Source organism: Pseudomonas bijieensis, from assembly GCF_013347965.1.
GTDB lineage: Bacteria > Pseudomonadota > Gammaproteobacteria > Pseudomonadales > Pseudomonadaceae > Aquipseudomonas > Aquipseudomonas bijieensis.
On sequence record NZ_CP048810.1, the window covers coordinates 205070 to 219113 of the forward strand.

The following is a 14044-nucleotide window of genomic DNA, read 5'->3' on the forward strand; positions in this document are numbered from 1 at the left end:
TTCAAACCGCTCCGTGTGTAGCAATGGCCGTGAGGCGCGCCGCCAATTGTTCATGCAAGGCGCGTTGCTCAAGAATAGTCAGGTGTTGCGCCGCGATGACCTCACGGGTCAACGGTCCACTGCTCAGGCCTTCCCAATGCGGGTCGGCGAACTCAGCCTCGGCCAGGGTATCGCTGGCCCACCAGACATGCACCGGGCAGCTCAACCGTGCGGGCTTGAACGTGGCCAGCAGATGCTGCGTATGCTGCTGGTAGTTTAGCCGCGTCTGCAAATGCTCCCAACTGTCGCCATCGAGTTGCAGGCCTTGTTGCCGTGCCCACTGGACCAACTCCGCCAGGCGTGCCGCTGGGGGCAGGGCGTCCAGTTGTTCCAGCAGCGCAGCCATGATCGGCGCCGGCAACTGGCGCAACACCGCCTGGCTGTCTGGCGTCAGTGCTTGGGAGGCCGATTCCAGCAGCACTTCGACACTGTCTTGCGGCGCTTGATGCTGGTACTGCGAGTCAATGATACCGAGGAACGCCACTTCCTCGCCCTGGCTTTCCAGGCGCGCGGCCGCGGCAATCGCGAGCAGGCCGCCGAGGGAGAAGCCCAGCAGGTGATAAGGCCCTTGCGGCTGCTGCTGGCGCAGGTGCTCGACATAAAGCGCACCGAGGCTCTCGATATCACCGCCCAGCGTTGTGCTGTCGTCGGTCAGGTAGGCCGCCTGCAAGCCCCACAGATGCCAATCCGAAAGCGGCGCCAGCAGCGTGCGGTAGTCCTGCACGTGGCCGGTGGAGGGGTGGAAGCAGAACAGGTTGGCGGCTTCGACAGTGTTGGGTGCCGACAACCGCACCAGCGGCGAGAGCTTGAGCTCGGCCTGCACCAGCGCCGCAAACGCCGAGACGCTCGGGGCGTTGAACACGGCATTGACCGTTACCGGGGCCGACAGCGCGGTTTGCAAGCGACTGGCAAGCGTCACCGCCGCCAGGGAATGGCCGCCCAGCTCGAAGAAATCATCGTCGATGCCCACCCGCTCCAGGCCCAACACCTGTGCCCAGACCTCGGCGAGCAGCGCTTCCAGCGGCGTGCGCGGCAAGGCACTGCCAACCGTGTCGAGGACTTTGTCGGCCCATTGCTGCAAGGTCTTGCGGTCGAGTTTGCCGTTGCCCATCAGCGGCAAGGCTTCGACGATCCGCAGGGTGGGCAGCATGTAGTCCGGCAAGCAATCCTGGGCCTGGCCATGCAGCCTGGCGACCGTGGTCGAATGCCCGGGTGCCAGGGTCATGAAGGCGAACAATTGCTGGCCGAGTTCGCCACGGGGAATGCATTCCACGGCCGCCTGGGCCACACCGGGAAGAGCGGTCAGTTGTGCCTGGATCTCATCGAGCTCTACGCGGAACCCACGGATTTTCACCTGGCGGTCGGCGCGCCCAGTGATTTCCAGGCTGCCGTCATGGCGATAGCGGGCCATGTCGCCAGTGCGATAGAGGCGTTCGCCAGGCAGTTGCGCCAGCTCGATGAAACGCCCGGCGTTTTGTTGCGCGTCCAGGTAACCGCGAGCCAGTTGTGGACCGGCGATATACAGCTCGGCGCTTTGCCCGGGGGCGGCCAGCGCTTGCTGCTCGTCGAGCAGGTACAGGCGCATGCCGTCGAGGCGATCGCTCAGGGGCAGGCGGCGATAATCCATGGCCGGCTCGGCTTTGTGCATCACCACGCCAACGGTGGTTTCGGTCGGGCCGTAATGGTTGAAGACCGCCAGGGCCGGCGCGAGGCTGCGAATGCTTTGCAGCAGGCGCCGCGAGCAGCTTTCGCCGCCGAGGATCAATTGCTTGCGCGGCAGCACCGCAGCGCTTTGGGCATGAATCAACCACGCGTCGAGCAACGACGGCACGATTTTCAAGTGATCGATCGGGTACTTCGCCTGCCAGGCTGCCCAGGCCTGGGCGTCCATGGCCGTTTCCTTGTCCAACAGGTGCAATTCGCCGCCGCTGAGCAGTGCCGGGAACAGCAACGTGTAACCCAGGTCGGCCGCCAGCGAAGTGACCACCGCACTGCGTTCGCCGGCGGCCAGCGCCAGGCGCTGGGACACGCTGGTGACATAACTGGCGAGCTGGCGATGCTCGACGATGACGCCTTTGGGCGTGCCGGTGCTGCCGGAGGTGAACAGCACGTAGGCCGCGTCCTGGGCTTGGATCTCGACGTCGATTGCCGTGGTAGGTGCTTGCTGCCAGGTCGCTTCATCCCGCAGGTCGAGGCTGCCGATGTCGGGCAACGCCGGGGCACTGCCGGCCGAACCGCTGAGGACGAAGGCGGGCTGTGCCTGTTGCAGGATGGCCAGGGTGCGTTGCGCCGGCTGATGCACGTCCAGGGGGACGAACGCCGCGCCGCTCTTGAGCACGGCGAGCATGGCCAGGACCATCTGTGCCGAGCGATCCAGGTACAACGCCACGCGATCTTCACGACCCACACCCTGGGCGCGCAGGTAATGCGCCAGTTGGTTGCTGCGCGCCTGTAACTGGGCGTAACTCAGTTGCCCGTTGTGGTCGCGCAGGGCCAAGTGTTCGGGGAATTGCGCGGCACACGCGTCGAAGCTCGCCGGCACACTGGCAAACGCCAGCGCCGCAGCGTCGAGTGGCGCCTGCAGGGCGGCCAGCGTCGCGGTGAAGCTCGGCGCCTGCACTGACAGCTCGGCCAGGGGCTTGCCGGGGTTGGCGAGGGCATCGAGCAGCAGCGACTGGAACTGCTCCAGCAGGACCCGGGCGGCTTGCTCGCTGTAGCGGCCCGGTAGGTGGCAAAGGTTCAGGCGATAGTCGCCAGCGATGGTTTCGGCTACCAGCAGCAGCTCCATGCCCGCCGGGATGGCTTGGGCGTCCAGCACCGTGAGTGTCGATGCCAGGCTGCCCAAGGTGTCGAGCCGATCGGGCAGATGCCCGGCCCACTGGAAACCGTACTGCGCGGCGTCGGCTGGCGGTGTCGTGCTGACAGCGCAGTATTCCTGCCATTCCGTGGCTTGCTCACAGAGTACCTGCAGGTTTGCCAGGGCCTGGGCAAACGCGCTGTCCGCCGCCGGTTGCCAGCGCAGGGGCAGGGGCTTGGCGAACAATCCCCAGCAGTCGGCGAGCTCTTCGTAGTCGTCGCGGCAATCGTGGACCCAGTTCAAGGTCAGGGCCGGGCTGTCGCCGCTGCTCAGGCGCTGCAACAGCACGCCCCAGGCCGCCATCAGCACCTGCTCGGGCGTTGCGTCGTGACGCTGGCAAAAGCTGTCCAGGGCTGTGCTCAACTGCGGATTGGCGCTCAGGCGCGTGGTCACCGGGGCGTCGGGACAGTCGCTGCGTACCTGGCGGTAGAGCAGTTCGCTGGCAGCCGGCTCATCGAGGGCCTGGCTGGCCCAGAAGCGCCGGCCAGGCTCGGCGTCTTCATCGGCCTGCAATTCGTAGAGCCAGGCGCTGTACTGGGTATAGGTCATGGCCTCGTCATCCAGCGATGGCGCATCCGTCGAGGCCAATGCCTGTGCCAAGCGCAGCAAGGTCCCGCGATCCGCGCTCAGTGCCGGCAGTTGCAGCGTCACCCGGCGCCGATCATCGCTGATCGATTGCACCTCGACGCCGATGGCGTCCGCTGCCGTGACGGTGGATTCAACCACCTGCAACGGCATCAGCAAGCCCGGCTCGGGCCGCACCCGCAGGCGCAGGGCCTCGTGGCATGCGCTCAGGGCTACGAGTCGCTGCTGCAGGCGTTCCAGGGCCAACGGGCCTTTGATTTCCAGTTCCAGGCGCACCGCTGGCAACCCCGCCAACCACTGGCTGCGTTGTTGCGGTGAGAGGGCGAAGGCTTCTTCACGTTTTTCAAAAGCGCTCATGCCTGCACCTCCACAACCGGCGACGGCTGTACTTCAGGCAGCAGCCCGGTCAATTGCTCACGACGCATCATCTGGCCCATGGCGACACAGATCTTGCGCTCGCCCTCGAAGGGGTCCCGGGCGTGAGCCACCAGCATATTGTCCAGCATCACCATGTCACCCTTTTGCCAACTGAAACGTACCGCGCAGTCCTCATAGGCCTCGCCGATCACCTGCATCACCGCGTCCTCGATCACGCTGCCGTCGCCGTAGTAGACGTTGCGTGGCAGGTGTCCGGGGCCGAACAGGCTGATCAGGTTGCTGCGCACCTCCGGTTCCAGGCAGGCAGTGTGGTGCAGTTGCACCTGGTTGAAGAACGACAGTTCCCCAGTCTCGGGATGCGCGACGATGGCCGGGCAGTGCTGGGCGATCCGCAGGTTGTCGGCCCCCAGCCATTCCCAACGCATACCCGACGCCAGGCATTGGCGTTCGACTTCCTCGCGCTGTTCGGTCTTGAAGAAGTCCTGCCAGCGCACATCCAGCTTGTCGGTGAAGTGCCGCACGTAGAGCAGCCCTTGGGTCTTGAGACGGGCGACGATGTCTTCCGGCAAACGTGCCAACACTTGCCGGCAATCGACGATGGGCGTGCAGCCGCCACGGGGTGCCGGCGTTTCGCAGTAGAACCATTGCTTGCGCGGCCACTGGGGCAGATGGGAGCTCTCGTTGTGGAAGAGAATCATGTGCTGTTCCGGGTACGGCGTGGAGTGGTAGATGTTCTTGCCGGAAGTGTTTTTCGGCAGGTCGCCGTAGGTCCCGTAGAGGTCGGGCTCGATGGCCTGGGCGAACTGCTCGAAGGCGGCGGCATCCGGCAGGTTGAAACCTCGGAACAGCAGGCCGCCGTGGGTCAGCAGCTGTGCGTTGATCCATTCCCGGGCTTGCAGCGCCCAGTGCACCGGGTCCAGGTCGCCGAGCATCGGCTCGATCACCAACGGCAAGGCTTGCCCGGCATCGAGGGTGCGGGTCCGGACTTGCTCGTGGGCCACCTGGCTCACGGCGGTTGCACGGGTCTGCTTGAGCTTGCTCAGTTTCGACTGCTTGCGTGCGCTGCGAGCCGTAGCCTCGTCCAGCGCCGAATCAGGCTGGGATGGCGCACTGGCGTTGCCGCCCTCCAGGCGCCACGACCATTGGTCCAGCGCCTGCGCCGGGGCCGCGACGATCTGCTCCAGCAGGTGCTCGAAGCCTTGTTCGAGACGCTGGATGGTCTGTTCCTGCAACACGCTGGTGCGATACACCCAGCGCACGCTCAGGCCTTGTTCTTCGTCCTCCTCGACGAACACGGCGAGGTCGAACTTGCTGCTTTCCTGGCGCGATACCAGATGTTCCACCTCAAGGTCCGGCAGGCTGGCATTGCCGCTAGGCGTGTTCTGCATGACGAACAGCACCTGCACCAGCGGGTTGACCCCCGGTGTACGCGGCGGCTGCAATTCCTCCACCAGTTTGTCGAACGGTACTTGCTGATGCTGGAATGCCGACAGGCAATCCTCGCGCAAGCGTTGCAGACGGGCATCGAAGGTTTCGCCCTCGCTCAGGCGAGCACGGATCGGCAGCACGTTGACGAAGAACCCGATGAGGTGTTCCAGGGCTGGGTGTTCGCGGTTGGCCAGGTCGGTTCCGACGATAAAGTCGTTGGCCCCGGTGGCCCGCTGCAACAGGCTGTTGAAGGCATTGAGCAGTACCATGAACAGCGTCGCCCGTTGCTCTTGCGCATAGGCCTTGAGCACTTGCGTCTGGGCCGCGGTGAAGCGTTGTTCAAGGGCCGCGCCCTGGTAGTCGGGGCGCGCCGGGCGTGGCAGATCAAGCGGCAGCGGGATCAAGGTGGGCGCGCCGTCGAGCTGGCGGCGCCAGTAGTCGATGGCCCGTGCCAGCAGGCGCTGTTGCGCTTCGCTGCGTTGCCAGTAGGCGTAGTCGGCGAACTGGATCGGCAACGTCGGCAGCACCGGTGTCGAGCCGCTGGTGCGGGCCTGGTACCCGACGATCAGCTCTTGCATCAGGATGCCCATGGACCAGGCATCGGTGGCGATGTGATGCAGCACCAGTTGCAGCACATGATCATCGCTGCCCAGGCGCAGCAGGTTGGCGCGCAACATCGGCGCCTGTTGCAGATCGAACGGGCGTGCGGCTTGTTCATTGATCAAGCGTTGCAGGGTTTGTCCCTGTTCCGCGCTGTCGAGGTGGCTCAGCTCGGTCGGCGTCAAGTCAACCAGCGGTGCCGGGCTGATGACCTGGCACGGTTGGTCGCCGTGGAGGTGGAACGCGGTGCGCAAGGATTCATGGCGCTCGAAGACCGCCTGCAAGGCCCCTTGCAGCGCCGCGATGTCCAGCGCGCCGCGCAGCCTGACGGTGGTGGTCATGTTGTAGGCGGCGCTCGGGCCTTCGAAGCGATCCAGGAACCACAACCGTTGTTGGCTGTAGGACAGCGGCAACGGTTGGTCGCGCGGCGCCAGGGCCATCTCGGTGTCGCCGTCGGCCTCGGTCCGGGCATCGCGCTGCTGATCCACTGCCTCGGCCAGTTGTTCGAGGGTGCCACGCTCGAACAGCGTGCGCAGCGGCAGGTTCACGTTCAACCGTCGACGGATCCGCGACAACACCTGGGTAGCCAGCAGCGAATGACCGCCGATGGCGAAGAAGTCGTCGTGCACACCGACCTCGTCCAGGCCAAGGATTTCCTGCCAGAGTTCGGCGAGCACTTTCTCGGTTGGCGTGCGCGGTGCCATGCCTTGCGCCTGTGCCGTCTCGCCCTGGGGTACACCCAGGGCGGCGAGGGCGCGACGGTCGACCTTGCCATTGGCGTTCAGTGGCAATTGCGCCAGGGCCAGCCAGCGGGCCGGGACCATGTAGCTTGCCAGTTGCTGGCCCAGGTAAGCGCTCAAGACCTGTTGGGCCGACTCGTTGCCCAGGTCGGCCGCTTCGTCGAGCACATACCAGGCCACCAGTTGCAACGCACCGCGGGCGTCGGGCAGAGCCAGTACCGCCGCGCTGTCCACCGCCGGGTGTTGCATCAGGCGGTTTTCGATTTCGCCCAGCTCGATGCGGTGACCGCGGATCTTCACTTGCTGGTCGCGACGGCCGAGGTATTCGATCACGCCATCGGCACGCATGCGGCCGATATCACCGCTGCGATACAGGCGCGCATCGGCCTGGAACGGGTGCGGGACAAAGGCTTCGCGGGTGCGTTGCGGGTCGCGCAGGTAGCCGCGACCGACGCCGACACCGCCGATGCACAATTCGCCGGGTACACCGATGGGAACCAGGCGCAGTTCTGAGTCGAGAACGAACACCTGGTTATTGGCGGTCGGCTTGCCGATGGGCATGTGCAGGCAGTCGTCGCCCGGGGCTTGGGTGATGGGGTAGAAGGCAACGTCGTCCGAGCATTCGGCCGGACCGTAGGCGTTCATCAACGCGATGGCCGGGAAGCGGGCGAACCAGTCCCGGGCCAGGGCCGGCGGCAACGCCTCCCCGGTGGGCAGCAGCCAGCGCAGGCTCGCCAGGGTATGATGGGGCTGGCTTTCCTGGAGCATGCCGCGAATCAGTGCCGGCACGGTTTCCAGCAGCGTCAGCCGCTGCTCCTCGACCGCATCGAGCAGGGCCACCGGGTCGTGGGCCTGGGCATCGGGAAGAATGTGCACGGTGGCGCCGAACAGCGGCGCGGCGAGGAACTGCCAGACGCTGATATCGAACGCCGGCGAAGCCGTCTGGGCAATGCGGTCGTGCTCACCCAGGCCCAGGCTCGGGACCTTGCCGAACATGTTGTTGAGCATCCCTCGCTGTTCGACCATGACGCCTTTTGGCGTGCCGGTGGAACCCGAGGTGAAGATCACATAGGCCAGTTGATCAGGGTTGTGGACGTAGCTGACTGGCGGCTGTTCACGGCCTTGCCAGAGCGCCTGGGCGATCAGGCAGGTGGGTTGCTTGTGCAGCTGCGGCAGGACGTTGTCCAGCGTCGACGTCGCGTGCTCGCACACCAGCAACAGCGGCGCTTCACCGAGGTCCAGCAGCTCCGCCAGGCGTGCGTGGGGCTGTTGGATGTCCAGGGCCTGGAACGCGGCGCCGACCTTGAGCGTGGCGATCATCATCGTCAGCAAGGTCAGGCCCCGCTCGGCGAACAGCGCCACCAGGGTTTCCGGGCCGGCACCGGCGGCTTGCAACGTGTGGGCGATGGCGTTGGCGCGGCGGTCCAGTTCGGCGTAAGTCAGCGATTGTCCCTGGCATACGGCGGCCAGGTGTTGCGGGCGGCTGCGCACTTGCTCGGCGAACAGCGCCGCATAACCGCGTTCCAGCGGGAAATCGACGGCGCTGCGGTTGCAGTCGATCTGCAACTGCCGACGTTCCGCCTCGGGCAGCATGTGCAGGCTGCCCAGGGGCGCCTGGGGCGTTTCCAGCATGCCCGAAAGCAGCTGCACCAAATGCCCGAGCATGCGCTGCACGGTATCAGTGCTGAAGCGCTGGCTGTCGTAGGACAGGCGAATGCCCAGGCGGTCGCCGGGGTACAACACCACCGTCATCGGGAAGTTGGTGTGCACCCGGTCTTCGTAGATGTCGATGCTGAAGGCATCCAGTTGCACGCTGCTGATGTCCAGCGGCGCGTTCTCGAACACCACCAGGCTGTCGAACAGCTGCTGGCCGCGCGGCACCTGGCTGCAACGCTGGATGTCCACCAGCGAGGCGCTTTCGTGTTCGCGCAGCTGTGCGTTGTGGGATAGCAGCGCCTGCAGCCAATCGGCCACTGGCGCTTCGGGGTCGACATCGATGCGCAGGGGCAAGCTGTTGATGAACAGGCCGACCATTTCCTCTACACCGGCGAGGTCCGTCGGGCGGCCGGCGACGGTCACGCCGAACAGCACATCGCGATTGCCGCTGTAGCGCGACAGCAACAGCGCCCAGGCACCCTGGATCCAGGTGTTGGGGGTCAGTTGGTATTGCTGGCACAGCTGCTGCAGACGTTGGGTCTGGGCGATGCTCAGGGTCTGGTCGAAGTCGCCGACCTGTTCCGGTGCCTGCTCCGGACGGGCCACGGGGCTGTCCACATGCAACGGCGTCGGCTCGCTGAAACCGGCCATCTCGGCCTGCCAGAACGCGTGTGCGGCGGCCATGTCATGACGTTCCAGCCAGCTCATGTAGCCGCGGAACGAGCGCAGGCGCGGACGGGCCACCGGCTCCTGGCGCACGATGGCCTGGTAGATCGCCAGCAGATCTTCCATCAGCAGGCCGAAGCACCAGGCGTCAGTCAGGATGTGATGGAAGCTGCGCACCACGGCGAAGCGTCGCTCATCGAGTTGGAACACCCGCAGGTGGGTCAATGGCGCGCAGGCCATGTCGAAACCTTGCAGGCGCTGTGCTTCGAGGGCCTGGTCCATCGCCTGGCGCTGCTGCGCTTCGTCGAGATGGCGCAGGTCCTGCCAGTCGAACGCTTGGTGGGTCTGGCGATACACGCATTGCAGCGGCTCGTGGTCGTCCTGCCACCAGAACGCGGTGCGCATCATTGGATGGCGCTGGAGGAACAGCTGCCATGCGGCTTCCATCGCCGGGCGTTGCAATACCCCGTCCCAGCTGTAGCGCTGTTGCATCAGGTAGATGCCGCTGTGGGGTTGCAACAGGGTGTGCAGGAGCATGCCCTGTTGCATCGACGACAACGGGTAAACGTCTTCGATGTTCAACCAGTCCAGCGGTTCGGCCGCCAGGGTCGCCGCTTGCTTGTGGCACAGCGGGAAGGCTTGGCTGGCAGGCCGCAGGTCGGTTGCGCTAGCGAGCCCGGCGAGGTCGTTCAGGCGTTGGGCCAGGCGCGGTGCCCAGTCGGCGGCGAGGGCGCCCTGGCTGCGCAGGTACAGGCAATCGTCCTGCCACCAGGCGTCCAGGGTCAGCGGGCAAGTCGACGTCGGCGATGGGCTTGCGGCCTCGACCTGGGCCAGGATGCCGCGTTCTTCGCGGTGGCTGTCGAGGTTGCCCAGCCAACGAATGGCGACCGCTGCCGCCGGCAACTCGCGCAGCGGTTCTTGCAGGTAGGTATTGTCCGACAGGTAGCGCAGGGCACCGTAGTCGACGCCGTGCTGCGGATAGGCGCGCATCTGCGTGGCCAGTGCCTGCAAGCGTTGCAGCAGGCTGTCGCCTGCGGGCTGGAGGAAGTACGGCACCGCCAATTCCAGAGGCCCCACGATGCGCGCCGGGTCGAGGTCGGCGACGGCAATCGGCGCAGCGACCGGCAAGCGTTCGGCGTTCGGACGGGCGCCGTGCACGCTCAGCGCGACCAGGCCATCGCCGCACAGCTCACGGCATTGTTCGGCCACGGCCGCGGCCAACAGGTTATGCCAGTCCAGTTGCAGCACCTCGCCCAGGCGCTTGAGCTCGCCCGAAGTGGTGGCCGGCAGGGCCTGCTCGATCATGCTGGCCGGCTGTTGGCCAGCGGGCAGTTGCAGCGGTTCCAGGCCGGCGTATTGCAGCCAGTGTTCCCAAGCGTCGTCCAGGGCGTCGCCCTGGGCATGGGCCTGCTGGTGCCGCGTCCATTGGGTGAAATCGCCACCGGTGTAGGACAGGCGCACCGGGCGTTGATAGCGCAACTGCGCCAGGGCCAGGTTGAGGTCCGTCAGCAGCAGCGACCAGGACGCTTCGTCCAGGCTCAGCGGATGAGCGGCCAGTAGCAGGGAATACTTGCCGTCCACTTCCAGCAGGCTGGCGTGCAGGGTTTGGCCTGCATCCAAGTCCAGTCCATCGACACCGGCCTGGGCGAGGGCTTGCAGTTGCGCCGGGGCGCAGGTTGCAAGTTTTTCGATGGTGATGACCGGGGCCTTGGCCGCGACCAGTACCCGTTGCTGCCACTCGCCCTCCGGCAGGACCTTGAGCGCCAGGCGCAGGGCCTGATGGTGTTGCTGCAAGGCGACGATAGCCTGGGTCAGCAGTTCGCTGTCGATGGCCTGGGTCAGCGCCACGCAACGCCAAGTCGCGTGCAGCGGTCCTTGTTGCAGGCGCGCCAGTTGCCCGGCGGCCAGCGGCAGGTCATAGCCATCGGCAATGGCTTGCGCGACGCCTTGGTTGGCATCGGCGCCCAGCACCCGGGCGATGTCGGCAATGGTGCGGTTCTCGAAGAGCTGACGCGGGGTGAGTTTCAGCCCCTGCTGGTTGGCGCGGGCGATGATCTGCAAGTTGATGATCGAGTCGCCGCCCAGGGCGAAGAAGTTGTCATGCACGCCGACACGTTCAAGCTTCAGGACCTCCTGCCAGATAGCGGCCAACTGCGCTTCGACCTCATTGCGCGGGGCCACGTGGGTGGCGCTGTCGTCCGTGGGTTTCTGCGGCAGCGGCAAGCGCTGTACATCGACCTTGCCGTTGCGGGTCAGGGGCAGTTCGTCGAGGGTGATGAAGTGCGCCGGCACCATGTAGTCCGGCACTCGCGCAGCGAGGTCGTTACGCAGTTTCGTGGCGGACAGCGATTGGCTGGCGACCAGGTAGGCCACCAGGCGCAGGCTGCCGTCCAGTTCCACGGCACGGACCAGCGCCTGTTCGATCAGTGGCGACAGGCGCTTGAGCTGCGCCTCGACTTCGCCCAGCTCCAGGCGGTTGCCACGGATCTTGACCTGGCTGTCGACCCGGCCGAGGAATGCCAATTGACCGTCCACTTGCCAGCGCACGCGGTCGCCGGTGCGGTACCAGCGTTGCTGATCGGCGTCGAGGTGGAAGCGTTCGGCGGTCAGGTCCGGGCGGTGCAGGTAACCTCGGGCCAGGGCGCCATTGATCAGCAGCTCACCGGATACACCGGTGGGTACCAGGCGACCCTTGGCATCCACCACTTGCAGTTGGCGGTTGGGCAGCGGGCGGCCGAGGGCAATGCTGCGCAGGCCGGCGGGCAGCTCGGTGGCAATCGCCCCGACCGTCGCTTCGCTCGGCCCATAGTGGTTGAACACTCGCAGCCCGGGGGCCAGGCGGTTGATCTGCTCCAACAGCGCCGGGCTGAGGGCGTCGCCACCGAAGACCAGCAGGGCGCGAGGCAGCAGGCGGGCATCGGGCAGCGCCTGCAACAGGCCGGCCAGGTGGCTTGGGGTGATCTTCAGCACATCCACTGGGTGTTGGTCGAAGAGTTCGGCCAGTGCCAGGGGGCTGAAACCGCTGTCTTCATCCACCAGCAACAGGCTGGCGCCGCTGCACAGGGCACCGAACAGCTGGGTGTGGCCCAGGTCGGCGGCGATGCTGGACAGCAAGCCGTAGCGGGCCGCCAGCGGTGGGTTGAGCACCGCGTGCACCGCCGTCAGGTAATCGACGATGGACTGGTGCTCGACCACTACACCCTTGGGAGTGCCGGTGGAGCCCGAGGTGTAGATCACATAGGCGGCGTCAGTCGGGCTGTGGGCCACGGCCGGTGGCGTGTCTGGCTGGGAGGCGATGGCGTCGGCCTGTTCCGCCAGCCACAGCGTCGGCGTGTGCTCGGCCAGGCCTTTGAGCAGGGGCGAGGCGGCGGCGCCGATCAGCAGTGCGGCGCGGCTGTCCACCAGCACGTCGGCCAGGCGTCCGGCGGGTTGCTTGAGGTCCAGCGGCAGATAGGCGGCGCCGGCCTTGAGGGTGGCCAGCAGGGCAACCACGAACTCGGCGCTGCGTTCCAGGGCCAGGGCCACGACGCTGTCGTGGCCGATGCCTTGGGTACGCAAATACTGGCTGAGGCGGTTGGCCTGCTGGTCCAGTTCCCGGTAGGTCAGGGCGACCTGGCGGTCCTGGACTGCCAATTGTTCCGGGTGGGCGGCCACCTGTTGTTCGAAGCGTTGGTGCAGGCAGGCAGCGGGCACCGGCAGTTGCACGCCGCGACCCTGCACGAGCAGTTGTTGGCGTTCTTCAGGGCTCAGCCACTCCAGCTCGCTGACCCGGCACTGCGCTTGTGCCGTCATGGCCAACAGGATGGCGCGCAATTGTGCCGACAGCACCGCAACCTCGGCATCGCTGAAGCGACTGCGGTCGTAGCTGATCAGGTAGTGCAGTTGTTTGTCCGGCACCACGATCAGCGACAGCGGGAAGTGGTTGCGGCCTTGGGTGTGGGTAATGCCGTCGACCTGCTGGTCGTTGCTCGGGGCACTGAAGCTCAAGCCACCGGTGTCCTGGTTGAGCGCATCGGTGACCGGGAAGTTCTCGAACACCAGGATCGAGTCGAACAGCGCCTGTTCCGCGGCGATGCGGGTCATTGACTTGAGCTTGCCCAGCGGCAGGTAGGCGTGGTGGCGCACATCGCTGTTGGCTTGCTGCAAGCGTTGCAGCCAGTCCACCAGCGTCGGTTCGTCAGCCCATTGCACGCGCAGCGGCAAGGTGTTGATGAACAGGCCGACGGTGCTGTCCACCGCCGCCAGGTTCTCCGGACGGCCGGCGACGGTGACGCCATAGACCACGTCGTCACGCCCGGCATGTTGGCCCAGCAGCAGTGCCCAGGCGCCCTGGATCAGCGTGTTGAGGGTCAGGTCATGCTGGCGGGCGAAGTGCGCCAGTTGCTCGGTTTCGCTGGCGGCCAGCAGGCTTTCCCGTTCGGCGAACGGTGCCCCTGCCGGGGCTGGCTGGCGTACGGCGAAGGTGGGCAGCGGGGTCGGCTCGCTCACGTCCTGCAACTGCTCGCGCCAGAAGCCTTCGGTGGCGGCCATGTCCTGTTCCGCCAGCCAGGCGATGTAGTCCCGGTAAGGACGGGTCGGTGCCAGGTTGGCAGGGCGGCCATGGGCTTGTTCGTAGTACAGCGCCAGCCACTCCTGGACGGCGATGCCGACGCTCCAGCCGTCCATGAGAATGTGATGGAAGGTCCAGATCAGGTGCCAGCGCTCGGGGGCCAGGCGTACCAGGCACACGCGCATCAGCGGCGAGTCATTGAGCTCCAGGGGTTGCGCCCGTTGTTCCAGCGCCAACTGTTCCAGCGCGGCCTGGGGCTCGGCGCGGTCCTGCCAGTCCAGTTCGGTCAGGGGCAATGGCACTTCCTGTTGCACCACCTGATAGGCATCGTCCAGTTCTTCCCAGAGAAAAGCACTGCGCAGCACCGCATGGCGCTGCATCAACGCCTGCCAGGCGCCGCGAAACGCGCTCAGTTGCAGCGGGCCGTTCATGTCCAGGCTCAATTGCTGGTAATAGACCCGCGAATCCGGTTCATAGACGCTGTGGAACAACAGGCCGTGCTGGGTCGGCGAAAGGGAGTAGATGTCTTCGATGTTGTTCATGCTT

At 65.9% G+C, this 14044-nt stretch carries 2 protein-coding genes; both read right to left on the minus strand.

Annotated features, from left to right (window positions below):
• Position 1 precedes the first annotated feature (1 nt).
• The gene (locus tag GN234_RS00885) at positions 2-3838 is read right to left on the minus strand and encodes a non-ribosomal peptide synthetase (protein ID WP_176687636.1); all 3837 of its coding nucleotides are present in this window, start codon (positions 3836-3838) and stop codon (positions 2-4) included.
• Positions 3835-14040: a non-ribosomal peptide synthetase gene (locus GN234_RS00890; protein ID WP_176687637.1), complete on the minus strand. Its 10206-nt coding sequence runs from the start codon at positions 14038-14040 to the stop codon at positions 3835-3837. The genes GN234_RS00885 and GN234_RS00890 overlap by 4 nt, the downstream gene beginning before the upstream one ends.
• Between the last annotated feature and the right edge of the window lie 4 nt (positions 14041-14044).

Excerpts from the sequence above, each read along its gene's own strand:
- GN234_RS00890 (WP_176687637.1), bottom strand. The coding sequence starts at position 14,040 with ATGAACAACATCGAAGACATCTACTCCCTTTCGCCGACCCAGCACGGC.
- GN234_RS00885 (WP_176687636.1), bottom strand. The coding sequence starts at position 3,838 with ATGAGCGCTTTTGAAAAACGTGAAGAAGCCTTCGCCCTCTCACCGCAA.